The organism is Ruegeria sp. BF8 (assembly GCF_056538625.1).
In genome coordinates, this window is record NZ_JBQFTL010000001.1 from 615,196 (window position 1) to 637,396 (window position 22,201).

Sequence of the window (22,201 nt, forward strand, 5' to 3'; positions counted from 1 at the left end):
GGACATGAATTTCCACGAAGTCAGATTTCCCGCCAGCCTGAGTTTCGGGTCGGTTGGCGGACCCGAACGGCGCACGGACATCGTGGCGCTGGCCAACGGGTTCGAGGAACGCAACACGCCCTGGGCGCATTCGCGACGGCGCTATGACGCCGGTTTGGGGATGCGGTCGCTGGACGACATCCAGACGGTGATCGCCTTTTTCGAGGCGCGCCAGGGGCAGATGTACGGGTTCCGCTGGAAAGACTGGTCGGACTACAAGTCCTGCGCCGCATCCGCCGAGGTCGACAAGGGCGACCAGGTGATCGGGCAAGGCGACGGGGTCACGACCGCGTTTCAGCTGGTCAAGACCTATGCCTCAGGCGGGGTCAGCTATGTCAGGCCCATCGTCAAGCCGGTGCTGGGTACGGTCAAGATTGGGCTGGATCAGGATGAGGCCCGAGAAGGCGTCGATTTCGAGGTGGACCTGAATAGCGGTCTGATCCAATTCGCGGTCCCGCCGGCCGAGGGGGTCGAGGCGACCGCCGGGTTCGAATTCGATGTGCCGGTGCGGTTTGACACCGACAGGATCCAAGTCAGCGTGGCCAGCTTTCAGGCTGGCGACGTGCCCAATGTTCCGGTGGTGGAGGTGCGGGTCTGATGAGCGGCGACAAGCAGGCATTGCTGACCCATCTTCAGTCCGGCATGACTACGGTCTGCCGCTGTTGGGCGATCACCCGAACCGATGGCGTGTCCTTCGGGTTCACCGACCATGACCGCGAACTGGCCTTTGACGGGCTGGTGTTCAAGGCAAGCACCGGTCTCACAGCCTCGGCCATCGAACAGGCGACGGGCCTGTCGATCGACAATTCCGAGGCCATGGGGGCGCTTTCTGATGCGGCCGTGCGCGACGAGGATATCGAAGACGGCCGCTTTGACGGTGCCGATGTCCGAGCATGGCTGGTCAACTGGGCCGCGCCGGAACAGCGCATGTTACAGTTCCGTGGCTCAATTGGCGAGCTGCGCCGCGCTGGGGGCGCGTTTCACGCCGAATTGCGCGGGCTGACCGATCTGCTGAACCGACCCTTGGGGCGGATCTACCAAAAACCCTGTACGGCGGTTCTGGGTGACAAAGCCTGCGGCTTCGACAGGTTGACGCCCGGCTACTGGGCCGAGGCCGAGATTGCCGAGATCGACGATGGGCCGATCCTCAGACTGCAGGGGGCGGAGGCGTTTGAGGACGGCTGGTTCGAACGTGGCCGCGTCGATGTGCTGACCGGCCGCTCTCAGGGTCTTTGGGCTTCGGTGAAGACGGACCGAAGCGTCAAGATCGGGCGGGAATTGCACCTTTGGACCGCTCTGGGCTCGGGTCTGGCCGCCGGTGACCGTGTGCGGGTGCTGGCGGGCTGCGACAAGCGGATGGAGACCTGTCGGTTGAAATTCAACAACATCATAAATTTCCAGGGTTTTCCGGATCTGCCGAGCGAAGACTGGGTGATGGCCGTACCGAAACAGGGCAACGCGAACAATGGAGGCAGTAGGCGGTGATGGTGACGGCGCAGGATATCGTGGGCGAAGCGCGAGGCTGGCTGGGAACGCCCTATGTGCATCAGGCCTCGGTCAAGGGAGCGGGAACCGATTGCTTGGGATTGCTGCGCGGCGTCTGGCGATCCGTAATCGGCCACGAGCCCGAGGCGGTGCCTACCTACAGCATGGACTGGTCCGAGCCGCAGGGCGAAGAGCGCATGTGGGCGGCTGCGCGGCGCAATCTGGTCGAACGTCCGCGCAACTTTCTGGTCCCCGGGTGCGTGCTGCTGTTCCGGATGCGCGATGCCGGTGTGGCCAAACACCTTGGTATCGTGAGTGAAGCGGGCGCCGTGCCGCGCTTCATCCATGCCTATTCCGGACATGGCGTTGTCGAAAACGCACTGAGCGACCCCTGGCGCCGCCGGGTGGTCGCCTGTTTTGAATTTCCTTTGGAGGGCAACTGATGGCGACGATAGTTTTATCTGCGGCGGGGGCTGCGCTGGGCGGGTCCATCGGTGGAACCGTTGCTGGGCTGTCAACGGCCATCGTGGGCCGGGCAGTCGGCGCGACGCTCGGGCGGGTTATCGACCAGCGATTGATGAGCCAGTCGGTCATGGGTGCCGGAAGCGAGGTGGTCGAGTCTGGCCGGCTGGACCGGTTCAGACTTACGGAAACAGGCGAGGGCGCGCCGTTGTCCACCGTGTTCGGCCGAATGCGGGTCGGTGGGCAGGTGATCTGGGCGTCGGATTTCCTTGAGACCCGCAAAACCACGACGTCTACGCAGTCTGCTGGCGGCAAAGGAACGCCAAAACCAGCCGAAGTCACCACGACCACCCATAGCTACAGCTACTCGATATCACTGGCGATTGCTGTCGGCGTCGGAGAGATCGCGGACATCGCGCGGATATGGGCCGATGGGGAAGAGCTTGAGCGTAACAGTCTGAACATGCGGGTTTATACCGGCAGCCAGGATCAGCTGCCGGATCCACTGATCGAAACGATCGAAGGTGCCGGAACGGTTCCGGCCTATCGCGGCACTGCGTATGTTGTGATTGAAGACCTGCCGCTGGCGCAATTTGGCAATCGCGTTCCCCAGTTCTCTTTCGAGGTTGTTCGGCCTGATCAGAAATCCGCACCAGACTACGAATCCGAATTGCAACAGATTGTCCGGGCCGTGGCCCTGATGCCTGGCACCGGGGAATACACGCTGGCCAGCACGCAGGTAAACTATTCCAAAGGGTCGGGCCAAAGCTGGGCCGCCAACGTCAATTCGCCCTCGGGCGAGCCCGATCTGGTGGCCTCGGTGCGTGCCCTGAACAAAGAACTTCCGGGCTGCAAGGCTGCGTCACTGGTGGTCTCTTGGTTCGGAGATGACTTGCGTTGCGGCGCTTGCAGCGTTCGACCCAAGGTGATCCGCGACGACGTGGACGGCGCCAACATGCCGTGGAAAGTCTCTGGGCTAAAGCGCAAATCGGCCCAGGTCGTGCAACATGTGGACGGGCGACCCGTCTATGGCGGTACCCCGGCCGATGCGTCGGTGGTTCAGGCCATTCAACACCTCAAGGGCTCCGGCAGCCGGGTAATGTTCTATCCTTTCATCCTGATGGATCAGATGCAGGGTAATGGTCTTCCAGACCCATGGTCGGATGCCGGCGATCAGCCGCATCTGCCGTGGCGCGGCCGGATCACGCTGGACGTGGCTCCAGGGCGTCCGGGGTCGTTGGACGGAACCGCAGGTGCGGACGCTCAGGTGGCAAGCTTTTTTGGTGCAGCCCAAGCCTCGGATTTCATCATCGGTAATGGCACTGTCACCTATACCGGACCGGAAGAATGGAGCATGCGCCGTTTCATTCTTCACTACGCGGCGTTGTGCAAGGCAGCAGGCGGGGTCGAGGCGTTCTGCATCGGCTCGGAAATGCGTGGCCTTACCCAGATACGCGGCGCGTCCGGGTTCGCGGCCGTTGCTCAGCTGAAGGCATTGGCGGCGGAAGCGCGGCAGATACTGGGGCCAGACACCAAGATAGGCTACGCCGCGGATTGGACAGAGTATTTCGGGTACCAGCCTGCCGATGGCAGTGGCGACCGATACTTCCATCTGGACCCTCTGTGGGCAGACGAAAACATCGATTTCGTCGGGATCGACAACTACATGCCGGTCTCGGACTGGCGGGATGGCGACGAGCATCTGGATGCGCTGGATGGTGCTAGGTCAATCTACGACTTGGATTATTTGCGCGGCAACATCGAAGGCGGTGAAGGATACGACTGGTACTATCCAACACCAGAAGAACAGGACGCGCAGATATGGTATCCGATCGAGGACGGCGAACATGCAGAGCCATGGGTGTGGCGATACAAAGACATCCGCAACTGGTGGTCGAACTTGCACCACGAACGGATCGGAGGAGTGCGCCAAGCTGAACCGACCGATTGGGTTCCGGGATCAAAGCCGATCTGGTTCACGGAATTGGGCTGTGCGGCCATAGACAAGGGAACGAACCAGCCCAACAAGTTTTTGGATCCGAAATCCTCGGAATCCGATCTGCCTAAATACTCGAACGGTCAACGCGACGATTTCATTCAGGTTCAGTATTTGAAGGCAGTTCTTGGATATTGGGCCGATCCGCAGATCAACCCGGTTTCGGACATCTACGATGGTCCGATGGTGGACGTTTCGAACGCCTATGTATGGGCGTGGGACGCGAGACCTTACCCGACATTCCCGAACCTGCGTTCACAGTGGAGCGACGGCGAAAACTACGCCCGTGGTCATTGGTTGAACGGACGTTCTGGTGCCAGGACATTGGCCTCGGTGGTGGCCGAGATTTGTCAGGCTGCAGACGTCTCCGATTTTGATGTGTCTGCGCTGGACGGAGTCGTCCGTGGATACGTGATCGAAGATGTTTCGGACGCGCGGGCGGCCCTGCAGCCACTGATGCTGCGCTACGGATTTGATGCGATCGAGCGGGACGGTGTTCTGACATTCCGCATGAGGGCCGGGCGCCGGGCATTCGATCTGTCGCTGGATCAGGTCGCGGAAAGCCCCGAGGTCGATGGCAGGGTCCAGTACCAGCGCGAAGCCGAGGCCGAAATGGCCGGCCGCGTGCGTCTGCGTTTTGTTCAGTCGGATGCGGACCATGATGTGGTAGCGGAGGAGGCCGTGCTGCCCGATGATCGGACCCATTCTGTAGCCGTGAACGAAATGCCTCTGTCGATGACCCGCTCCGAAGGACGGCAGACGGTCGAACGCTGGCTGGCCGAGGCCCGCGTCGCGCGCAATACCGCTCGCTTTGCGCTGCCGCCGTCGCAGATGAATCTGGGCGCCGGCGACATTGTTCGACTTCCATCCTGGAATGGGGGAGCCGGTGCGCTGTATCGCATAGACAGGTTGGAACAGGCTGACATCCAGCTGGCAGATGCCGTGCGGATCGAGCCCGGGGTCTATTCGCCGTCCGATATGGCGGATGATGGGTTTGTGTCACAACCGTTTGTGGCCCCAGTCCCGGTTCTTCCGATTTTTCTTGATCTGCCACTCATTACAGGCGCCGAAGAGCCGCACGCCCCTTATCTGGCCGTCACGGCCGATCCCTGGCAAGGCAGCGTCGCCGTCTATTCCTCGGACAGCGACGAGGGCTACGCGCTGCGCGATCTGGTGACTGGTCAGGCTGTGATCGGGTTTACCGAATCCGCCTTGCCTTCCGCGAGCGCAGGGGTTTGGGATGAAGGTGAGCCGTTGCGCGTGCGCCTTGTCGATGGCGTCTTGCAGTCGCGGTCGCGTGACTCACTTCTGACCGGCGCCAACTTGGCCGCGATCGGAGACGGCACGCCCGGAAATTGGGAAGTGTTTCAATTCGCGGATGCCGTCTTGCAGGAACCCGGGGTCTATGCCCTGTCTGGCCGCCTGCGTGGCCAATTGGGTACGGACGCAGTCTTGCCCGAAATCTGGCCGGAGGGTTCCGTGTTCGTGTTGCTTGACGAGAGGGTTCTTCAGACCAGTCTGCTGCGGACCGAACGCCGAATTGCCCGGCACTACCGGATCGGGCCTGCAACCCGCGGATACGACGACGATTCTTTTGTCCATAAGGTCGAGGCGTTTGATGGAAACGGTCTGCGCCCCTACGCGCCAGTTCATCTGAAGGTCAAAAGACACGGGGGCGATGACCTGTTCACCTGGGTACGCCGAACCCGGATCGACGGCGACGATTGGGACGTGCTGGACGTGCCGCTGGGCGAGGAGTCCGAAACTTATCTGATCCGGATTCGGTCAGGTGGCGCCCTTGTTCGGGAAGAGATCGCCACGACGCCAATTTGGACCTATTCCGCGGCGGCACAGTCTTCGGACGGCGTCGCGGGCCTCTACGAGGTCGAGGTGGCGCAGGTTTCGGCCAGCTACGGGCCGGGCGCGGTCGCGAGTCTGAGTGTGGGGTAGAGGGATCATGCGCCCTGTTTTGCACGGCGATGTCAGTTCTGCGGCGCGGGTTTTGCTGACCGTGCCGCAAGCCCAGCGTGAGCGGCTGTGCGCGCGCATGATCGCCGAGGCCGAGTTGGCTGACCGTCACGTGGCCGCGACGGGTCGTTTGCATCCTGTTTACGGGAACGGAGCATTGATGGCAGCTGCACGCAGCCGCCCGCTGGCAGACGAGCCAAGTTTCAGCGACACCGAGTATTGCCGGTGTTTCGAGACGGTACTGCGCCATCTTATCCGGTTTCAACTCAACCGGCCGCGCAGCTGACGCACTTGCTGGCGGCCGGGTCCAGGTCCAGCCGTCTGCGCGGAATGTCGTCACCGCAATCCTCGCAATACCCGAATTCGCCCTCGGCCATCCGGTCGAGGGCGGCTCTCAGCCTTCGGGCTTCGAGATCTCGTCGCGTTTGTTGCGCCTTGGCCATGGCCTGATTCTGCAACGCATCCATTCGGCTGAGCCGCCCGACCGCCTGCTGGTCAAGCTCGACCACGGATTGAGCGTCCTGACCGGCGAGGGAATTGCGTTCCAATTCCTCCAGCCGGGACAGGATAAGTGTTTCAAATTCCCTGAGTTCGAACCGGTTCATTTTCTGTTGTGTTGCACATCAAGGGTTTGCGTTTGGCCTTTTTGGGCCTAGATGGCTATTCTAGGCGCAGCAGAGGATCAAAAGCCATGTTTGAAACGCGCACCCAAGTTACGTCAGTTGACCCCGTCTGGGACCGGATCACGGCCGAAGCACAGGCCGCCGTCGAAAAAGAGCCTTTGATGGGCGGACTGGTGCATGCCTGTATCCTGCACCACAAGTCTTTGGAACGTGCGTTGTCCTATAGGATCTCGGCCAAGCTTTGCTCGAACGAGATGTCGATGATGGTTCTGCGTGAAATCGTCGAAGAGGCCTATGCCGATGACAAGGCGCTGATGAATGCCGCCCGCGCGGACCTTATGGCCGTGTACGAGCGCGACCCGGCCTGCCATCGTCTGCTACAGCCGATCCTGTATTTCAAAGGCTACCAGGCCATGCAGGCCTATCGTGTGGCTCACTGGCTTTGGCAGAAGGGCCGGCACGATCTGGCCTATTTCTTCCAGATGCGCAGTTCGGAAATCTTCGGGATCGACATTCACCCCGCCGCGAAGATCGGCAAGGGCATCATGATCGACCACGCGCATTCCATCGTGATTGGCGAAACTGCGGTTGTGGGCGACAACGTTTCGATGCTGCATTCGGTGACCCTGGGCGGGACCGGCAAGGAAGAAGAGGACCGCCATCCCAAGATTGAGGATGGCGTTCTGATCGGGGCTGGGGCCAAGGTTCTTGGCAACATCCGCGTGGGTCATTGCAGCCGCATCGCCGCCGGTTCGGTGGTGCTGCAGGACGTGCCGCCCTGCAAGACCGTGGCGGGTATCCCCGCCAAGATCGTGGGTGAGGCGGGATGCGACCAGCCCTCGATCTCGATGGATCACATGCTAGGCAAGGATCAGTAAACCTGTTCTCAGGTACGAAAAAAGCCGCCTCGGGGTCCGAGGCGGCTTTTTTGATTTTTGTGACTTGGATCAGGCCAGCATGACCATGGGGTTTTCCAGGTTGTCCACGATGGCCTGCAGGAGCTGTGCTCCAAGCGCGCCGTCGATCACCCGGTGATCGACCGACATGGTAACCGACATCACGGTCGCCACGGTCAGCTCGCCATCCTCGCCCACGACCGGCTTCTTGGCGCCGGTGCCAACGGCCAGGATGCCTGCGTGCGGCGGGTTCACGATGGCGTCGAAATTGTCGATGCCAAACATGCCCAGGTTCGAAACCGCGAATGTGCCGCCCTGATACTCATGCGGGGCCAGCTTGCGTTCGCGCGCACGCGCGGCCAGGTCCTTCATCTCGGTCGAAAGGGCCGACAAAGATTTGGTGTCGGCGTCCTGCAGGACCGGGGTGAACAACCCGCCTTCGATCGCCACGGCCACGGCCACGTCCGAAGGTTTCAACTGCAGAACCCGGTCGCCCGCCCATACGGCGTTGCACTCGGGCACCTGCTGCAGCGCGTTGGCGACGGCCTTGATGATGAAGTCGTTGACGCTCAGCTTAACGCCGCGGGCTTCCAACTGCTTGTTCAGCTGGCTGCGGAATTTCAGCAGCGCGTCCAGCTTGATGTCGCGGCGCAGGTAGAAATGCGGGATGGTCTGCTTGGCCTCGGCCAGACGGGCGGCGATGGTCTTGCGCATGCCGTCCAGCTTGACCTCTTCGTACTCGCGGCCTTCGTACATGCGGGCCACCATGTCGGCCGAGGGGCCTGCAGGAGCAGCAGCAGGGGCGGGCGCCGCGCTTGCCGAAGCAGCCGGTGCCGCTGTCGGAGCGGTTGCGCCTTCGACATCCGCTTTGACTATGCGGCCATGCGGGCCCGAGCCCTTGATCTGCGCCAGGTCCAGACCCTTTTGGGCGGCAATGCGACGGGCCAGCGGCGAGGCAAAGATGCGACCGCCATCGGCTTTGACCGGGGCCGCCGGTGCCGGGGCAGGGGCGGGCGCCTCGGATGCCGCAGGGGCGGCAGCCTCGTTGCCCGCGTCGGCTGCGGGGGCAGCCTCGGGTGCCTTGGTCGGGGCTTCGGCGATGTCATCGGCGCTTTCGCCTTCTTCCAGCAGCACGGCGATGGGGGTGTTCACCTTGACCCCCTCGGTGCCTTCAGGAACCAGGATCTTGCCGACGACGCCTTCGTCGACAGCTTCGAACTCCATCGTGGCCTTGTCGGTCTCGATCTCGGCCAGCAGGTCGCCGGAGGAGACGGTGTCGCCTTCCTTGACCAGCCATTTGGCAAGCGTGCCTTCCTCCATGGTCGGTGAAAGGGCGGGCATCAGAATTTCGGTGGGCATCTGTCAGTCGCTCCTTACCGATAGGTCACTTGTTTGACGGCGGCGATCACTTCGTCGGTGGTAATCAGCGCCAGCTTTTCCAGGTTCGCCGCATAGGGCATGGGCACGTCCTTGCCGGTCAGCGTGATGACGGGCGCGTCCAGATAGTCGAACGCTTCCTGCATGACCACGGAGCTGATGTAGCTGCCGACCGAGCCTTGCGGCCAGCCTTCTTCCACTGTGACCAGGCGGTTGGTCTTCATCACCGAGTTGATGATCGCACCGGTGTCCATCGGACGGATGGTGCGCAGGTCGATCACCTCGGCGCTGATGCCATCCTCAGCCAGCTTGTCGGCGGCTTCCAATGCGTATTGCATACCGATCCCAAAGCTGACGATGGTCACATCGGTGCCTTCGCGCCAGATGCGGGCCTTGCCCAGCGGCACGGTCAGGTCATCGACCTGCGGCACGTCGAACGAGCGGCCATAGAGGATTTCGTTTTCCAAGAACACGACCGGGTTGGGATCGCGGATCGCCGATTTCAGCAGACCTTTGGCATCGGCAGCCGAATAGGGCATCACCACCTTCAGGCCCGGGATCTGCATGTACCAGGCGGCATAGTCCTGAGAGTGCTGGGCCGCCACGCGCGCGGCGGCGCCGTTGGGGCCGCGGAACACGATCGGACAGCCCATCTGACCGCCGGACATATAAAGCGTTTTGGCAGCCGAGTTGATGATCTGGTCGATCGCCTGCATGGCGAAGTTAAAAGTCATGAACTCGACGATCGGCTTCAGGCCTCCAAAGGCGGAACCCACGGCAATGCCGGTAAAACCATGCTCGGTGATCGGCGTGTCGATCACACGTTTTGCGCCGAATTCGTCTAGCAAGCCCTGGCTCACCTTGTAGGCGCCTTGGTATTCACCGACTTCTTCGCCCATCAGGTAGACGTCTTCGTCCGAGCGCATTTCCTCGGCCATCGCGTCGCGCAGAGCCTCGCGGACCGTCATCGATTTCATCTCGGCATCTGCTGGCCAGTCCGGCGACAGGTCCACGGTTGGCACGGCCGGTGCAGCAGGGGCAGGAGCGGGGGCCTCAACCGCCGCCGGGGCGGCTTCGGCCTCCGCTGCGGCTGCGGGGGCAGCCGCGGTCACGGCCGAGGCGTCTTCGCCCTCTTCGACCAGGATCGCGATCGGCGTGTTGACCTTCACGCCTTCGGTGCCCTCGGCAATCAGGATTTTGCCGACGATGCCTTCATCGACGGCTTCGAACTCCATCGTGGCCTTGTCGGTTTCGATCTCGGCCAGAATGTCGCCAGAGCTTACGGTGTCGCCTTCCTTGACCAGCCACTTGGCCAGTGTGCCTTCCTCCATGGTCGGCGAAAGGGCGGGCATGAGAATTTCGGTTGCCATGTCTTATTCGTCCTCTCAGGCGTAAATGTCGGTCCAGAGCTCGTCCAGCGACGGCTCGGGGCTTTCCTTGGCGAACTCGGCGGCCTGGTTGACGACCTCCTTGATTTCCTTGTCGATCGCCTTCAGGTCATCCTCGGTGGCGTGCTTGCCGGTCAGCAGCAGCTCGCGCACGTGTTCGATCGGGTCGCTCTGCTCGCGCACCTTCTGCACCTCTTCGCGGGTGCGGTACTTGGCGGGATCCGACATCGAGTGTCCGCGGTAACGGTAGGTCTTGACCTCGAGGATGTAAGGGCCCTTCCCAGCCCGGCAGTGCGCCACGGCCTTTTCGCCGGCCTCTTTCACTGCCAGCACGTCCATTCCGTTGACGATTTCGCCCGGGATGCCGAACGCCTCACCGCGGTGATAGATGTCCTTGGTCGAGGTTGAGCGCGATTGCGCCGTGCCCATCGCGTACTGGTTGTTCTCGATCACGAAGACCACCGGCAATTGCCAAATGGCCGCCATGTTGAAGGTTTCATAGACTTGACCCTGGTTCGCTGCGCCGTCACCGAAATAGGTAAAGGTCACGCGGCCGTTGTCTTTGTACTTGTCTGCAAAGGCAAGGCCCGCACCCAGCGGAACCTGTGCGCCGACGATTCCATGGCCACCATAGAAATGCTTTTCTTTTGAGAACATGTGCATCGAGCCGCCCTTGCCCTTGGACAAGCCGCCTTCGCGTCCGGTCAATTCAGCCATGACGCCGCCCGGATCCATGCCGCAGGCCAGCATATGGCCGTGGTCGCGGTAGGAGGTGATGCGCTTGTCGCCATCCTCGGCCGCAGCTTCGAGCCCCACGACGACGGCTTCCTGACCGATGTAAAGGTGGCAAAAACCGCCGATCAGACCCATGCCGTACAGTTGACCTGCCTTTTCCTCGAATCGGCGGATCAACAGCATCTCGCGGTAGTAGGTTTTGAGTTCTTCCGCAGAAACATTTGGTTTCTTTGTGGTTTTTCGCGCAGCCATCGTGGCGACCTCTCCCTTCCGGCAAGATAGTTTAGCGTTAAACTATCTCATAAAGCATTTCGCGCTTTCTGGCGAGCGGAAATGTGACGCAGCGTCCTGGACGGGGTGGGGGTATCTGTTTCTACCCGATATCCGGCAGGTTTTCGCCTTTTGGTTCGCCCTATGCACGGTTAGTATGCTTCCATTGGCAGGCAGTTTTGAACAGGCGCCGGAGACAAATTGGCATGATGATCCTCAAAGAGCCGAAGCTGGTTTTCATCAAAACGAAGAAAACCGCCGGATCATCCATCGAAATTGCACTGAGCGCGAAACTGCAGGACGGAGATTTCGCAACACCGTTCGGCAAGGAAGCCGAACTTCAACGTCCGGGGAAGCAATACATCGTCCGCCGGTCGGTCAAGCTCTTGCGGGACAGAGCCAAAGGCGAAGTGCAGGCTAGGTATCCCCACAATGGGATCGGCGTGGTCAATCGGTATCTGTCCGATATTGCGGAGGGCTGCAGCAGCATTTGCGTTGAGAGAAATCCCTGGGACAAGGCTGTCTCAGCGTTCTATTTCTGGATGCATCAGCGCAGAACGCAGATCAACGACGCAAATGCACTGTTCCTGAGTTTTTGCCGGACTCGCCTGAAGTTCTTCTCTGACTTCCATCTTTATTCTGAGGGCGGGGAGATCGCGTTTGATCGGGTGTTGCGATACGAAAGCCTGGACAGCGATCTGGCGCAGGTGCTGGATGACTTCGGCCTTGGCGATGTCAGCCTCGGCGACAAACGTTTGAATTCCGGCATTCGAAAATCAAAGCAGTTCGATGTTTTCTACGGTGAAAACTGGGACGGCGAAGCCGTGGACGTGGTGGCTGACCTGTTCCGACGGGAAATCGACGCTTTCGGGTATCAGTTGCCAACTGCAGAGGAACCCAGGGCGGTCGGGCAAACAGCTAATTAGCGGATGACGATTTCATCAGCCCGGATCATTCCCAAAACGGTTCGGGCCTGCTGATCCAGCAGGTCGAGATCCAGGTAGGTGTCTGAAAGGCGTCGGGTCAGGTTTTCCATCCGAGCGATGTCGGCGTTCAGCGCCGCAAGGTCGCGTGACAGAGCGTCCCGTTCCGCTGAAATCTCGATCCGTCGGAACAGGCCGTAGTCGCCCTGAACGGCAGCAAAGGTGAAATAGACACCCAGCATGAAAGCCACCGAGAAGAATGCGACTGCGCCCAGACCGGGCCGATTGGAACGGGACACTCTGTTAACCGCCGTATGAATACTGCCTCAAAAAAACGTGCCCTTTGCGGGCATCTGTCGGCACTATGTCACAGGTGATTCGGGTTGTGAATCCCCCGATTCGCACTTTTTGCAATTCGACGAAAAAAGTGATGCTCGAAGAGCCATGACCACGTAGGTATCCGCTCAACGCAAAGCGGTCAGTTCCCTATTTCGCTTCAGGGTCTGTTCTTCCATGCAGGACCAATAGAACATTTGCGCGGCACTGCCATCGCTTTTGAATTCGGGGTCACAAGTTGCATCCCTGCGTTTCAACCAAGTACGCTGTTCGTTCAACAAAGCCTCGCCGTTTCCGCGCCTGTCCGCCGCTGATTTGACCTCTTTCCAGAGGCGGTTCAGTTCTTTGTCAGCGATTTCCCATTTCTCTTTGGCACAGAAAGTGGCGTCGATCTGAGTTTGCCCGGCGCAATTGGACTGCGCGCCAGAAACACTGGGCAGGAGGATAACAGCAAACGTGGCAACGGCTTTCATGGCCCGTCTCCCGGTCTGTGAGAGAATACCACGAATGCCGATCGCCAACTAGAATGGGGTTATTGGGCCAGCGCTGCCACACCGGGCAGGGTTTTGCCTTCCATCCATTCCAGGAACGCTCCGCCGGCGGTCGAGATGTAGGTGAAATCCTGCGCGGCGCCCGACGCGTTGAGGGCTGCAACCGTATCGCCGCCACCGGCGACCGAAACCAGTTTGCCCGCCTGCGTCAGTTCTGCGGCTTTCAATGCAGCGGCATTTGTCGCCGCGTCGAAGGGTTCCAGTTCGAATGCCCCCAATGGGCCGTTCCAGATCAGAGTCTTGCTCTGTTCGAAGATGGTGCAGATTGCGGCGACGCTGTCCGGCCCGGCGTCCAGGATCATCGAATCTGCGGGGCACTTGTTCGCTGGGACGACCTTGTGTGGGGCGTGTGCTTCGAATTTCTCTGCAACGACAACATCGCTGGGCAGGACGATCCGGCAGCCTGCCTTGTCTGCTTTTGCCATGATTTTGGCTGCGGTATCGGTCATCGCGTGCTCGGCCAACGATTTACCAACGTCCAGCCCTTTGGCCAGCAGAAAGGTGTTGGCCATGCCGCCGCCGATGATCAGGTTGTCGACCTTCTCGATCAGGTTGCCCAGCAGATCTAGCTTGGTTGATACCTTGGCCCCACCGACCACGGAGGTCACCGGACGCTGAGGGTTGCCCAGAGCGGCTTCGAGTGCGCTGAGCTCTGCCTGCATCAGACGCCCGGCGCAGGAGGGCAAAAGGCGCGCCAGTGCCTCGGTCGAACTGTGCGCCCGATGAGCCGCCGAGAAAGCGTCATTGCAGTAGATGTCGCCCATCTTGGCCATACCTTCGGCCAAGGTCATGCTGTTCTGGGTCTCTTCGGCGTGAAAGCGGGTGTTCTCCAGCAGCAAGACCTCGCCGTCACCCTGGTTTGCGGCAGCGATTTCAGCCTCGTATCCGACGCAATCCTCTCCGAAACGGACCTTGGTTCCAAAGGCGGCTTCCAGCGCGGGCACCAGCTGTTTCAGCGACAGGTTCTGTCGACGCTCACCGCCGGGCCGGCCGAAATGGGCCAGCAGGATGGGTTTGCCGCCAGCGGCCAGAATGTCGCGCACCGTGGGCACGATCCGCTGGATCCGGGTGTCATCGGTCACGGCGCCATCCAGAACCGGGACGTTGATGTCCACGCGCACAAGAACGCGTTTGCCCTGCAAATCCATGTCGTCCAGAGTTTTCCAGCCCATCGTGTCATCCTCGCCGTTGTCACCACGCGTAAGCGGTTCTTTTCCTGCATTTTGCCCTCAGGTCAATGCGTCACTTGGCTTTCGCGCGTCCGGCGCATAGGTATTTGCGCAAATCAATTCCACAGGAGGGCCCCATGGCCGAGATCAAGGATCCCGAAAACACCATCATCATCGAGCTGAAGGACGGCAACGTCGTCATCGAACTGCTGCCCGACGTGGCGCCTCAGCACAGCGAGCGCATGAAGGAACTCGCGCGCGCGGGCGAGTATGACAACGTGGCCTTTCACCGGGTGATCGACGGCTTCATGGCCCAGACCGGCGACGTGCAGCACGGCGATATGGAAGACGGCTTCAACATCCGCATGGCAGGCACTGGCGGGTCGTCCTTGCCGAACCTTCCGGCCGAGTTTTCCAAGCTGCCGCATGACCGGGGCACGCTGGGTGCCGCCCGTTCGGCCAACCCGAACTCGGCCAACTCGCAGTTCTTCATCAACTTCAAGGACAACCATTTCCTGAACGGCCAATACACCGTCTATGGCCGCGTGATCGAGGGGATGGAGCATGTCGATGCCATCACCCGTGGTGAGCCGCCTGCGAACCCCGACCGCATGATCAGCGTCAAGGTGGCCGCCGATGTATAAGCTGGCCGCCGTTTTTACCTTGTTGGCCAGCCCCGCGCTGGCCGCAGGCCTGCAGATCGAAGTCGAGGGCGAGGCCAACGGCACGATCACCATCGACCTGTTCGAAGACGTCGCGCCCAAGCATGTCGAGCAGATCACCGCTCTGGCCGCCGAAGGCAAGTATGACGGGGTGGTGTTCCACCGTGTGATCGAGGGGTTCATGGCACAGACCGGGGACGTGGAATACGGTAAACTGGGCAGCGACATGCGTCGCGCCGGTACCGGCGGTTCAAGCCGTCCGGACCTGCCTGCCGAGTTTTCCGAAGTTCCGTACGAGCGCGGCATTGTCGGAATGGCTCGCGCCAGCAATCCGAACAGCGCAAATTCGCAGTTCTTCATCATGTTCGAACCGGCCCCGACCCTGAATGGCCAGTACACGGTGGTGGGCAAGGTGACCGATGGCATGGACGTTGTTGATGCGATCAAACGCGGCACAGGCCCGAACGGCGCGGTGGTCGGCCAACCGGACGTCATGACCAAGGTTACCGTCACCGAATGATCCCTAGACCCGGCGCGGATTGCGCGCCGGGTTGTCCGCGCACGGCGCTTCACGTCCCTGTGTAAGGGGCTTGGCCCGGCCGCACGGCCTGACGCACGATGGCAGGTAGCCAAAGGTGCCTCATGCGATGCCGTCTGTTTGCCCTTCTGCTGTTCTGCGCAACCGCGGTGTCCGCGGACCCGAACCTGTGGCGCGACGAATGGCCCAAAACCGATTTTGCGGTCACCTCGATCGGTGACTGGTCTGAGGTCCGGTCCGGCGGGCCGCCGAAAGACGACATCCCTGCCATCGACAAACCCGAGTTTGTCCCGGCTTCGGCGGAAACCGGGTTGGGGCTGACCGAGGCCGTGATCACGGTGGAACTGCCCGGTAAGCGCTCGCGCGCCTATCCCCTGCGTTACCTGATCTGGCATGAGATCGTGAATGATCGCATCGGCAACCGTCCAGTCGCGGTTACATATTGCCCATTGTGCAATTCGGGGCTGGTTTTTGATCGGCGTATCCCGGGACGGGTTCTCAGTTTCGGCGTGTCCGGCAAGCTGCGAAATTCGGACATGATCATGTATGACCGCGAAACCGAAAGCTGGTGGCAGCAAGCCACCGGCGAGGCGATCGTGGGCCAGTTGACCGGTGCTCAGTTGACAGCGCTGCCAGCGTGGATGGAAGGGTGGGATCAGTTCCGCAAGCGCAATCCCGACGGTCTGGTGATGGCCGAGCCGAATTTTGCGCGGGACTACGGGCGCAACCCTTATCGAGGGTATGACAGCGCGCGCAGACCGTTCCTGTATGACGGCGCGCTGCCTCCGCATGGTATTCAACCGCTCGAACGGGTGGTGCGTGTCGGTGAGCGGGCCTGGCCTCTGACGCGGTTGCGTGCGGCTGGGCGATTGTCAGAAGCAGGCGTTGTCATCGTTTGGTCGGCGGGGCAGGCTTCGGCTCTGGACGCCGGGCGCGTCGACAAGGGACGCGACATAGGATCGATCCGCGTCACGGATGGTGCCGGACGGGATGTCGTGCATGATGTGATGTTCGCGTTTGCCTTCCACGCCTTCTGGCCCGACGGTATCTGGATGACAGGGCGCTGACCCGCGCGCCGCGCGATCAATTCACCTGTCTGGCAACGCTCCGGGTCCAGCCGCTCAGGCCGCGCCGGATGCGGGCCAGAAGACCGTATTCGTTCACGTGCTTTTTGTAGGCTCGGTAGGACGGCGCGCGTGACAGGCAGCGCTCTTCGTGCCAGGCCCGTGCGAAATAGATCAGGTTCACACCCAGCAGGGCCAGACAGTTGGCCAGGCCTGCACAGAAGTCGACCGCGATGAACGGGATTGAAATCATCCACCAGGTGATGTTCTTGCTGATGTAGGACGGGTGTTTGCTGATGTTGTAGGGAAAGTCGCAGGCCAGCCCGCGATAGGTCAGGTTCGAGAACCGCAGACCCATGCGCGCGGCGGTCAGACAATAGACCGTCAGGAAGAACAGGATGGTGCCGCCCCACAATCCGTAGAGGACAGGGTAATCCCACAGCCAGACACCCCAGGCGAAGCCATCCTCGACATAGTTGAAATAGCTGCGCGACAGCAGTTGCCAGAACGGGGCATAGCAGATCACGCAGACCAGCCATCCGCTCACCGTCGTCTCGGTCCAGCGGATGTGAGAGGTCAGAAGCCGGGTGGCGGTGGCATAGCCGATGGTGACGATCGTCAAGTCCAGAAAGAAGGCAAAGCGGTAGAGATATGCGTAGATCTGTTGAAAGTCCTGCGCATCCCACAGCGAACTGGTCTGCAGAAAGCTCCAGTCATAGACCAGATAGCAGAACATCAGTGGCAGAAAGAACCCTTTGACGCCCAGCCCAAGAAGAAAGGATTTCAACTCGCGGGCCCCGGTGGATTGGCGACCAAAAGACAAAACCACACGCCCCAGATGCCACATGCCGTCGCGAGGATGTCGCATCGAGAAATGAACCGCCGTGACAACGGAAAGGACAATCGCAAGGATCAGCGGCCAGTAGTCACCGAACAGCGAAAAGAACGGCTGATACCATTCATCCCGGTAGAGGTCGGCGGTGGAGTAGAACAGCGCAAGCAGCGCAAGACTGGCCGACAGACCAATAAGTTTGATCAAGAAATCAGCCAGATACGCCGGGTCTTTGAAGTTTTCCGGGTTGTAGACCAAGCCGCTGCCCGGCTTGCGATGAATTCGCGCTATGAAAATCTCGGATAGGGCCAGAATGGCAAAGATCGTCAGAGCGAACAGAACAGTCTGATCCCGATCAGAGACCGCGCCGAGGTCTGGCCAGAAATAATGAACCAGCGGAATACTGGCCATCGCAATCCAGGCGGTGGATGCGGGAATTGCGGAAGCGGGGCGCCGGAACTTTGGCCAGGAAATCATGATCAGGTCTTTCACAGAGTTCTGCGAATTCTGGCGGTTCGTTCCGGAAATTCAACCACCCTGATCCGACCGGTCGAATTCTTGCCGCGGGTGTGGCCCACGCAACCGTATAACAGAGTCACCTCCCGGCGTAGGCCGGGAGGGGGTTTGCATTAGTAGGACGGGTTTCTATTCGTCCGAGGCCATCATTTTCCAGATCGCGGCTCCCAAAGCGCCACCGATCAGCGGGGCGACCCAGAACAGCCACAGCTGCGCCAAGGCGGGTCCATCGGCAAACAGCGCCACCCCGGTCGAGCGGGCCGGGTTCACCGACGTATTGGTGACCGGGATCGAAATCAGGTGGATCAGCGTCAGCCCAAGACCGATGGCAATGGGCGCAAATCCGGCCGGAGCCTTTTCGGATGTCGCGCCCAGAATGATGATAAGGAAGAAGGCGGTCAAAACGATCTCGATCACCAGCGCCGACATCATCGAATATCCTTCGGGCGAGGCCTCACCATACCCGTTCGAGGCAAAGCTGCCCACGCCTTCGAAGCCAGGTGCGCCGCTGACGATCACGTACAGAACGGCTGCGGCCAGTATCGCTCCAAGCACCTGCGAAGCCCAGTAGGGCAGCAGATCCTTGGACGGGAAACGCCCACCGATCATCAGCCCGAGGCTGACGGCGGGGTTGAAGTGACCACCCGATATGTGGCCGACCGCAAAGGCCATGGTCAGGACCGTCAGGCCGAAGGCGAACGACACGCCCAGCCATCCGATGCCCACATCGGCGACCCCGGCAGCCAGCACTGCGCTGCCACAACCGCCGAGAACCAGCCAGAACGTGCCGAAGAATTCGGCCATCAGTTTTGCTCGCATGATAAAACCTCCCAATTTCAACGAGGTGAAGTTTAATTCAAAAAACACCTTTTGTGAAAATGTATCGCGCGTGCAGGGCTTTGCGGTCTTGATAGGGGGACGGATTGTTGCCTGATGGGCATAGAAAAACGCCGCGGACAGTGGCCGCGGCGTTCTTGGAACTCGGTACTCGGAGCGGTTTACTGGCTGACTTCAGCCGCCGGATTGGCTCCGGTTTTGCCGCTGCGTCCCGGGTTCAGCGGATCGTCCTGACGCTGAACCGAGCCTTCGAAATGCGCGCCGCTTTCGATGGCGATGGTCTTGTGGATGATGTCGCCCTCAACCCGGGCGGTCGAGGTCAGACGTACTTTGAGACCCCGTACACGACCCACGATGCGGCCGTTCACAACCACGTCGTCCGCGGTCACTTCGCCTTTGATGGTCGCGGTTTCGCCGATAGTCAGCAGATGCGCGCGGATGTCGCCTTCGACGGTTCCTTCGACCTGGATGTCACCGGTGGTCTTGATGTTGCCGGTGATATGCAGGTCCGACGACAGAACCGATGCCGGCGGCTTGGGCTTGGGCGCGGTGCTTGCGGCCTTCTGTTCGGTCGGGGCAGGGGTCGCCTGAGGCGCCGGGGCTGCCGGCTTGGCCGTTTCGGATGCCTTGGGTGCGGGCTCGTTGATTTTGCTTTTAGAAAACATTGTTCGCAGCCTTGATGAAGTCCATTGGGTTTACAGGTTTTCCGTTCACGCGCACCTCGTAGTGCAGATGCGTTCCGGTCGACCGTCCGGAATTACCCATATCAGCAATGTGATCCCCGCGCGAGACCCTTTGGCCGACCTTCACGCGGATCTTCGAGTTATGGGCATAAAGTGTCTCAACCCCGAAGGCGTGCTTTATCTTGATCAGACGGCCATAGCCGGATTGCCAGCCCGCATGGGTCACGACACCGTCGGCGGTGGCGAAGATATCCGTGCCTGTCGGAGCCGCAAAGTCGGTGCCCTTGTGCATCCGGCGCCCGCCGGTTTTGGGGTCGCGGCGATAACCATATCCGCTGGTGAACCGGAACGCCGATTTGACCGGTGTGGCAAACGGGGCCTTTTCGGCCGCTATGCGATACAGATTCAGCTGGTCCATCTGCTGCAGAAGCTGATTTGCGCGCACCTCATCTGCCGAAAGCTCTTCGCCGCGGGTGCTGAAGGAAATCGGCGTCAGCGGGCCGCCCATGCCGCTGTAGCCGCGCCGCACTTCGTCAAGCATCCGGTCGGTGGGCATTCCGGCCTCGCGGAACATCTTGTCCAGCGGTTCAACCGAGATCACCATGGCTTCTTCCAACTGGCGGAAGATCTCGTCATTGCGTTCCTGCATCAGCAGGATTTCCAGCTCAAGCTCATCGCGCTGGTCCAGTGCCGCCTGTGCATCAGTTGCGATCTGGTCCCGCTGCTGTGCTGTCCGGGTCAGGGCGTCGGCCATGAATTCGATCTGTGCCGGAGCGGCAGAGGCGAACATCGCAACCGATGCGCCATCGGATTTCTCCTGAAGCTCGGCGAGTTGCGCCCGGGCTTCCTCACGTTGCTTCATGGTCGACCGCAGGGTGGTCTGAATGACCTCGATGCCGGTTTCCAGCTCGCGTCGACGGTTTTCGGATTCCAGCAGTTCCGACTGCATCGCCGAGATCTGCTGAAGCGCCGAGTTGAACCGGGCGTGCGCGGCCAGTGCTTCCTGGGCCCGCGCGTCGCGTTCCTGCGACAGGATGTTCAGCCGTTCCTGATAGGTCGCCTGATCGCGCTTGGCCTGTTCACGGAAGTTGCCCGACCCGATGCTGTCCATCAGCAGGATCGCCGTGGCGACCGCCGTCCAGCCGACCATGATCGAAACGCCAAGCGCTGCCACGATCTGCGTCTCCGAGCTGAGCCGGATGAAGCGTGTGTCATTGTCGGATTTCAGGAAGACCCGGCGTTCCGGGAAGTGCCGTTCGAGCAGTGAGTGTAGTTTGATTGCCAGACGGGTTCTCACGCGCCTTACCTCTCATCCCCAATGTCGGGACCGGTCGTGAGTGGATCGCCGCCCCTTGGGCCGATTGCTTAAAGGGCCGGTCCCGGTTGGGCAAGTTTGTTAACCGATTGGTCGACAATTACGGTGTTTTCCCGCACGTCATCGGCAGAAAATTGCCGAAAGCGGCGCGATTCCGTCAGCGTTTCGCGTCTCCCGGGGGCGTCAGATCCTCGGTCAAAGGCCAGTAGAAATCGGGCGGCAGGCCGGCTTCGGCCCGCTTTTCCTCGTTGAAGGGCGGCTTGAGCGCGCCATGAAAATAGCGCCGGACCAGTTGGTGAAACACGTCCTTGGGGTCGGCATTCTCGCGGCCGCACAGAAAGTGGAACCATTTCGAGCCATAGGCTACATGCCCGACTTCTTCGGCATAGATCACTTCAAGCGCGGCCACGGCCTGATCGGCCTTGGCCTTGCGGAAGATGTCGATCATGCCCGGTGTCACGTCGAGGCCGCGCGCCTCGAGCACCATCGGCACCACCGCCAGCCGGCCCATCAGGTCTTCGGCGGTGTCCTCGGCCGCACGCCACATCCCGGCATGGGCCGGGAGGTCGCCGTAGTGGCTGCCCATCGCTTCCAGGCAGTCGCAGATCATTTCGAAATGGCGCGATTCCTCCTCGGCGCATTTTACCCAGTCGTCGTAGAAACCGACCGGCATCGGCACATGCCCGAACCGGGCGATGATGTCCCAGTGCAGGTCCACGGCATTCAACTCGATATGGGCCACAGCGTGCAGCAGCGCGATGCGTCCAGCCTCCGAGCCGGGGCGACGGCGCGGCACGTCGCGCGGCGACAGCAGCTCGGGCTTGTCAGGACGCGACGGATGCAACGGTGGCGTGGCTGTCCCGACTTCGATCGCGGGGGCGTCGCTGTTGCGCGCCGCAAACCATTTGGCGGCATAGCGTTTGGAAAGGGCGGTCTTGGACCGCCCATCCGCAGTGGTCAGAACCTCGGTTGCCATCTTGGTCAGGGTTTTGGCCACGGTAATCCTCGGGTTGGATGAAAACTGCCGCCTCTTAGACCGGATGGCCCGCAGCGTCAAAGCGCGCGTACGGCCTCCAGCACCTCATCCACATGGCCGGGAACTTTGACCTTGCGCCAGACGCGGGAGATCTTTCCGTCGGCGTCGATCAGGAAGGTCGAGCGCTCGATCCCCATCGACTTCTTGCCATACATGTTTTTTTCGACCCAGACGCCGTAATCCTCGCACACGGTCGAACCTTCGTCGGACAGCAGCGGAGTGGTCAGCCCGTGCTTGGCGACGAACTTGTCGTGCTTGGCGACGCTGTCGCGAGAGATGCCGAAAACCTGTGCGCCGGCGTCGGCAAAGGATTGAAGCTGCTCCGAGAAACCGATGGATTCCTTGGTGCAGCCCGGCGTATCATCGCGGGGATAAAAGAACAAAACAACGGGACCACCGCGCAGGTCCGACAGAGTAACCGTGCCGCCGCCATCGCGGGGCAAGGTGAAATCGGGGGCGATGTCTGCAACGTCAGGCATTTTGAACTCCGGTCAGGATTT

General features: G+C 60.9%; 23 protein-coding genes. 10 read left to right on the forward strand and 13 right to left on the reverse strand.

Annotated elements, in window-relative coordinates; genetic code table 11:
• Window positions 1-4: 4 nt before the first annotated feature.
• The 5 genes from ACR0LD_RS03080 to ACR0LD_RS03100 are packed head-to-tail and all read left to right on the forward strand — an operon-like array spanning window position 5 to window position 6,236.
• A complete protein-coding gene (locus ACR0LD_RS03080; RefSeq protein WP_480635592.1) occupies window positions 5-637 on the forward strand; it encodes a phage distal tail protein, Rcc01695 family in 633 nt (210 codons plus the stop codon).
• Window positions 637-1,524, forward strand: coding sequence for a DUF2163 domain-containing protein (locus tag ACR0LD_RS03085; RefSeq protein WP_480635593.1), 888 nt, complete (start codon window positions 637-639; stop codon window positions 1,522-1,524). The genes ACR0LD_RS03080 and ACR0LD_RS03085 overlap by 1 nt, the downstream gene beginning before the upstream one ends.
• Window positions 1,524-1,967: a C40 family peptidase gene (locus ACR0LD_RS03090; protein WP_170418294.1), complete on the forward strand. Its 444-nt coding sequence runs from the start codon at window positions 1,524-1,526 to the stop codon at window positions 1,965-1,967. The genes ACR0LD_RS03085 and ACR0LD_RS03090 overlap by 1 nt, the downstream gene beginning before the upstream one ends.
• A complete protein-coding gene (locus tag ACR0LD_RS03095; protein WP_480635594.1) occupies window positions 1,967-5,932 on the forward strand; it encodes a baseplate multidomain protein megatron in 3,966 nt (1,321 codons plus the stop codon). Before ACR0LD_RS03090 ends, ACR0LD_RS03095 begins: the two co-directional genes overlap by 1 nt.
• A gap of 7 nt (window positions 5,933-5,939) precedes the next feature.
• Window positions 5,940-6,236 carry a DUF7742 family protein gene (locus ACR0LD_RS03100; protein ID WP_170358782.1) on the forward strand — a complete coding sequence of 99 codons (297 nt, stop codon included), beginning with the start codon at window positions 5,940-5,942 and terminating at the stop codon, window positions 6,234-6,236.
• Here the strand turns inward: ACR0LD_RS03100 and ACR0LD_RS03105 are convergent.
• A complete protein-coding gene (locus ACR0LD_RS03105) occupies window positions 6,217-6,555 on the reverse strand; it encodes a TraR/DksA family transcriptional regulator (RefSeq protein ID WP_170370659.1) in 339 nt (112 codons plus the stop codon). The genes ACR0LD_RS03100 and ACR0LD_RS03105 overlap by 20 nt on opposite strands.
• Window positions 6,556-6,641: 86 nt before the next feature.
• Here ACR0LD_RS03105 and cysE point away from each other — a divergent pair, with 86 nt between their 5' ends.
• Window positions 6,642-7,451: a serine O-acetyltransferase gene (gene cysE / locus ACR0LD_RS03110; RefSeq protein WP_093962389.1), complete on the forward strand. Its 810-nt coding sequence runs from the start codon at window positions 6,642-6,644 to the stop codon at window positions 7,449-7,451.
• Between the two features lie 69 nt (window positions 7,452-7,520).
• On the opposite strand, the gene ACR0LD_RS03115 is transcribed toward cysE, so the two are convergent.
• The 3 genes from ACR0LD_RS03115 to pdhA are packed head-to-tail and all read right to left on the reverse strand — an operon-like array spanning window position 7,521 to window position 11,221.
• The gene (locus ACR0LD_RS03115) at window positions 7,521-8,828 is read right to left on the reverse strand and encodes a pyruvate dehydrogenase complex dihydrolipoamide acetyltransferase (protein WP_170455658.1); all 1,308 of its coding nucleotides are present in this window, start codon (window positions 8,826-8,828) and stop codon (window positions 7,521-7,523) included.
• Between the two features lie 14 nt (window positions 8,829-8,842).
• The gene (locus ACR0LD_RS03120) at window positions 8,843-10,216 is read right to left on the reverse strand and encodes a pyruvate dehydrogenase complex E1 component subunit beta (protein ID WP_170358788.1); all 1,374 of its coding nucleotides are present in this window, start codon (window positions 10,214-10,216) and stop codon (window positions 8,843-8,845) included.
• Between the two features lie 15 nt (window positions 10,217-10,231).
• Entirely contained in the window at window positions 10,232-11,221 is a 990-nt protein-coding gene (gene pdhA / locus ACR0LD_RS03125) for a pyruvate dehydrogenase (acetyl-transferring) E1 component subunit alpha (RefSeq protein WP_093962386.1), read from the reverse strand.
• A gap of 224 nt (window positions 11,222-11,445) precedes the next feature.
• Between pdhA and ACR0LD_RS03130 the strand changes: the two genes are divergently transcribed.
• Window positions 11,446-12,165 carry a hypothetical protein gene (locus tag ACR0LD_RS03130; protein WP_480635595.1) on the forward strand — a complete coding sequence of 240 codons (720 nt, stop codon included), beginning with the start codon at window positions 11,446-11,448 and terminating at the stop codon, window positions 12,163-12,165.
• Here ACR0LD_RS03130 and ACR0LD_RS03135 read toward each other — a convergent pair.
• From ACR0LD_RS03135 to ACR0LD_RS03145, 3 genes are all read right to left on the reverse strand, one after another.
• Window positions 12,162-12,461: an FtsB family cell division protein gene (locus ACR0LD_RS03135; RefSeq protein WP_170338112.1), complete on the reverse strand. Its 300-nt coding sequence runs from the start codon at window positions 12,459-12,461 to the stop codon at window positions 12,162-12,164. The genes ACR0LD_RS03130 and ACR0LD_RS03135 overlap by 4 nt on opposite strands.
• A gap of 165 nt (window positions 12,462-12,626) precedes the next feature.
• Entirely contained in the window at window positions 12,627-12,971 is a 345-nt protein-coding gene (locus ACR0LD_RS03140) for a lysozyme inhibitor LprI family protein (protein ID WP_480635596.1), read from the reverse strand.
• Window positions 12,972-13,030: 59 nt separating this feature from the next.
• Window positions 13,031-14,221, reverse strand: a complete 1,191-nt coding sequence (locus ACR0LD_RS03145; RefSeq protein ID WP_480635597.1) for a phosphoglycerate kinase — start codon at window positions 14,219-14,221, stop codon at window positions 13,031-13,033.
• 134 nt (window positions 14,222-14,355) lie between these two features.
• Between ACR0LD_RS03145 and ACR0LD_RS03150 the strand changes: the two genes are divergently transcribed.
• The 3 genes from ACR0LD_RS03150 (at window position 14,356) to ACR0LD_RS03160 (ending at window position 16,485) form a co-directional block, all read left to right on the forward strand.
• Window positions 14,356-14,862 carry a peptidylprolyl isomerase gene (locus ACR0LD_RS03150; RefSeq protein ID WP_093962382.1) on the forward strand — a complete coding sequence of 169 codons (507 nt, stop codon included), beginning with the start codon at window positions 14,356-14,358 and terminating at the stop codon, window positions 14,860-14,862.
• Entirely contained in the window at window positions 14,855-15,400 is a 546-nt protein-coding gene (locus ACR0LD_RS03155) for a peptidylprolyl isomerase (protein ID WP_170338115.1), read from the forward strand. The genes ACR0LD_RS03150 and ACR0LD_RS03155 overlap by 8 nt, the downstream gene beginning before the upstream one ends.
• Before the next feature lie 122 nt (window positions 15,401-15,522).
• Window positions 15,523-16,485 (forward strand): DUF3179 domain-containing protein, encoded by a 963-nt coding sequence (locus tag ACR0LD_RS03160; protein ID WP_480635598.1) that lies wholly within the window; start codon window positions 15,523-15,525, stop codon window positions 16,483-16,485.
• A 16-nt stretch (window positions 16,486-16,501) separates the two neighbouring features.
• Here ACR0LD_RS03160 and ACR0LD_RS03165 read toward each other — a convergent pair whose 3' ends face one another.
• The 6 genes from ACR0LD_RS03165 to ACR0LD_RS03190 form a co-directional block, all read right to left on the reverse strand.
• Window positions 16,502-17,725 carry a hypothetical protein gene (locus tag ACR0LD_RS03165; RefSeq protein ID WP_480635599.1) on the reverse strand — a complete coding sequence of 408 codons (1,224 nt, stop codon included), beginning with the start codon at window positions 17,723-17,725 and terminating at the stop codon, window positions 16,502-16,504.
• Window positions 17,726-17,959: 234 nt separating this feature from the next.
• On the reverse strand, window positions 17,960-18,649 hold the full coding sequence (gene aqpZ, locus ACR0LD_RS03170) for an aquaporin Z (protein WP_480635600.1): 690 nt from the start codon (window positions 18,647-18,649) through the stop codon (window positions 17,960-17,962).
• A gap of 179 nt (window positions 18,650-18,828) precedes the next feature.
• A complete protein-coding gene (locus ACR0LD_RS03175; RefSeq protein WP_170338122.1) occupies window positions 18,829-19,332 on the reverse strand; it encodes a bactofilin family protein in 504 nt (167 codons plus the stop codon).
• On the reverse strand, window positions 19,322-20,647 hold the full coding sequence (locus ACR0LD_RS03180) for a DUF5930 domain-containing protein (protein ID WP_170358803.1): 1,326 nt from the start codon (window positions 20,645-20,647) through the stop codon (window positions 19,322-19,324). Before ACR0LD_RS03180 ends, ACR0LD_RS03175 begins: the two co-directional genes overlap by 11 nt.
• Window positions 20,648-20,822: 175 nt before the next feature.
• Window positions 20,823-21,641: a ferritin-like domain-containing protein gene (locus tag ACR0LD_RS03185; RefSeq protein ID WP_480636271.1), complete on the reverse strand. Its 819-nt coding sequence runs from the start codon at window positions 21,639-21,641 to the stop codon at window positions 20,823-20,825.
• 77 nt (window positions 21,642-21,718) lie between these two features.
• A complete protein-coding gene (locus ACR0LD_RS03190; RefSeq protein WP_480635601.1) occupies window positions 21,719-22,180 on the reverse strand; it encodes a peroxiredoxin in 462 nt (153 codons plus the stop codon).
• Window positions 22,181-22,201: the final 21 nt, after the last annotated feature.